The 2,912-nt window shown below is 59.8% G+C and carries 2 protein-coding genes; one reads left to right on the forward strand and one right to left on the reverse strand.

The window, feature by feature from the left end:
* Window positions 1-106 precede the first annotated feature (106 nt).
* On the forward strand, window positions 107-1,519 hold the full coding sequence (locus tag WB528_RS06850) for an SIR2 family protein (RefSeq protein WP_423887667.1): 1,413 nt from the start codon (window positions 107-109) through the stop codon (window positions 1,517-1,519).
* Window positions 1,520-1,553: 34 nt separating this feature from the next.
* On the opposite strand, the gene WB528_RS06855 is transcribed toward WB528_RS06850, so the two are convergent.
* Entirely contained in the window at window positions 1,554-2,816 is a 1,263-nt protein-coding gene (locus WB528_RS06855; protein WP_423887668.1) for an IS256 family transposase, read from the reverse strand.
* Window positions 2,817-2,912 lie beyond the last annotated feature (96 nt).

Genomic DNA, 2,912 nt, shown 5'->3' on the forward strand with positions numbered 1-2,912 from the left:
CTGATGGGGACGAAGCCCGAGGCTCGCTTTGCCTTCATCCAGGAGCGCGCCGAATTTGCCGACGAAGACGCACTCGACGTTTGAGGATAGCGTCCAACACTCCTTCATGCGCTTCACAGAACACGGTCCCAGCATCCCCAATGGATTGCTTGACGCGCGCGATGCGGGCGAAGTGGTTTTTTTGTGTGGCGCAGGCATCTCTATTCCGGCCGGTCTTCCGGATTTCTTCGATCTCACCGCCAAGGTTGCCAGCGTTCTCGGAGTCCAACCTAACTCGACCATCGGTCAAATGATCGATTCAGAAACTCAATACCGAGCGAGCAAAGCGCCTCGGCAACAGTATCAATCCATATCGTTTGATCGGATTTTCACACTTCTTCAGAGGGAGTTCGGCATCGCACAGGTAGAAAGCGAGGTTGCAGCTACCTTAGCCGCCAAGCGCCACACGAAAGTCGATGGCCATCGCGCTCTCCTCGATATCGCCAGGGGCCCTGACGGTCGCCAAAGGATCATTACCACCAATTTCGACCGTCTTTTCCAAGGAGCGCAACCGCGCTTGCGCTCCTACGCACCACCACACCTTCCAGATATAAGCAGGCGCGACGGCTTTGACGGCGTGGTCCACTTGCACGGGCTACTGCGATCTGGGCGACAGCGTCACTTCTCTGAGTCCTTGGGGCTAATTCTCAGTAGCGCCGATTTCGGCCGCGCTTATCTCGCTGATGCTTGGGCTACCCGCTTTATTTGCGATTTGCTCGACCGATACACTGTTATTCTTCTTGGCTACAGCGCCGACGACCCCCCAGTTCGCTATTTGCTTGAAGGCCTCAACCTTGCGGGACGCATTCGCGAAGGCCGGTTATATGCGTTCGCCGCTGGGGCTGATCCCGAGATTACTGCGGGCTGGCGCGAGCGAGGCGTAACTGCGATCACGTACGACTCCGCCGAACATCACCGAAGTCTCTGGGAAAGTATTCAGCATTGGGCAGAAAGGGCGCGTGATCCCGTTCGGTGGAGAAAAAGAACAACTGCTCTTGCATTGACGCCGCCTCAGAAACTTAAGCCGTTTGAGCGCGGACAAGTTGCAGCCCTATGTAGTTCGATCGAGGGCGCGCAAGAATTTGCTTCCGCCGCGCCTCCTCCGCCAGCGGAATGGCTCTGCGTTTTTGATGCCGCCTGTCGGTATCGAAAACCAGGCAAGACTCTCAATTACGGCGGCGATCCCGCGCCTGAAATCGATCCGCTTCTAGAATACGGTCTAGACGACGATCCGCCGCGTCCACAGGATCCAAGGGGCGACCACACGCCACCTGGAACGGACCTACTCTGTCCCTTGGTCGGAGACATCCCTGTCGCACGCGAAAGCGGCATAGTTACAACGGATCGTGGGGCACGGACTGAACTCAACAGTCGCCTTTTTCAAATCGGACGCTGGATTCAATCAGTATTGGCGTCACCTACGGTTGTTTGGTGGGTGGCCAGCCGCGGCGGTGCCGTCGGGCTTTGTGTTGGAATTTGATCTGGCGCAATCTCCAGGGCATGACGTTATCGGTTCAGGCGGCGAGGTCAATTGGCTGATCGATGGTCGTTGTAGCAAGCGTCTGCCAGCCGTCGACCTTGCGCATGTTGATCTGGCCGGAGGCAAGCAACGCCCAGAACAACATGGCGGCGGTCTCTGCTGATGGCAGCACGGTCTGCGTTTTGATCCGGCGCTTGAACTCTTCGTGCAGCCGTTCGATCGCATTCGTGGTTCGCGCGCTGCGCCATTGGCTCGGCGGCAATTGTGCAAACGTGAACAACCGATCGCTGGCTTCCTCCAGGCTGTCGGCGACCGCGCGGTGCTTGAGCCGCCATTTGCGGATGAATGCCTTGCGGCGCATTGCAATGTCTTCCGGCGTGGCCGCGTAGATCATGTCGGTATAGTCGGCGCCGATTTCCTCATGCAAGCGCTCCGGCGCGTGTGCGAGCAGATTGCGATGCTTATGAACGGTGCAGCGCTGTACCGGCACGCCGTCCCAAACGGCGCCAATCGCTTTCTCCAGTCCCGGCGCGCCGTCGACGATCAGGAACGCCGGCGGCCGCAGCCCCCGCGCGATCAGATCGTCGAGCACAGTGCGCCAGGCCTCGGTGGATTCGCCGCCCATGTGCCTAACCGCCAGCAACACCTTCTGGCCGTCTGCGCGCACGCCAATGACCACGAGCAGCGAGATCGCCGTGGACTTGCGATCGAGCCGGACGCGAACCACGGTGCCGTCGAGGATCAGCCGCACGATCGGCTCGTTGGCCAGCGAACGGCCATTCCAGGCGTCCCAATCGCTTTTGATCTTGCGCCAGACCCGGCTCACAATGTCCTTGCTGACGCCGTCGCGGAACAGGGCTGCCAGAGCACGCCGCACTCGCCGCGTATTGGTGCCAGCCAGATAGGCGCTGGCAATCAGCGCATCGACGGTGAGCGTGCGGCGCTGATAACTGCGCAGCACTTGGCTGTGCCATTCAGTGGTAGTGCCATCGCGCGTTTGCAGCCGAGCCCGCGGCACGGTGATCTCGGTCTTGCCGAAGCTGCCGGTCAGCGAACGTGTGCGGCTGCCATGCCGGTGGCCAACCAGGCTTGTCGGTCCGCCATCGGCATTCTTTGCACGCCCATACCGCGGACGGTCGAGCGCCGCGTCGAGCTCACCGCGGATCATTTCTTCGATGAACCCACGCACCCGTTCGCGCAAACCGCTCTCGATCGGATCAAACCAATTGTCGAAAAGCTGGCTTGCAGTCTCGCTTGCAGGAACGAAAGAATCAGTAGCTGTGGTAGCCTTGGTCATGGCGTGGTCTCCGTTCCGGCGCTCCAACGCCGGATGATTCGAGCTTCAACACGGAGACTACGCCAACCGAATTCCAACCACTCCCACTACGCCACC

The sequence above is a fragment of the Bradyrhizobium sp. genome, assembly GCF_049586575.1.
Taxonomy (GTDB): domain Bacteria; phylum Pseudomonadota; class Alphaproteobacteria; order Rhizobiales; family Xanthobacteraceae; genus Bradyrhizobium.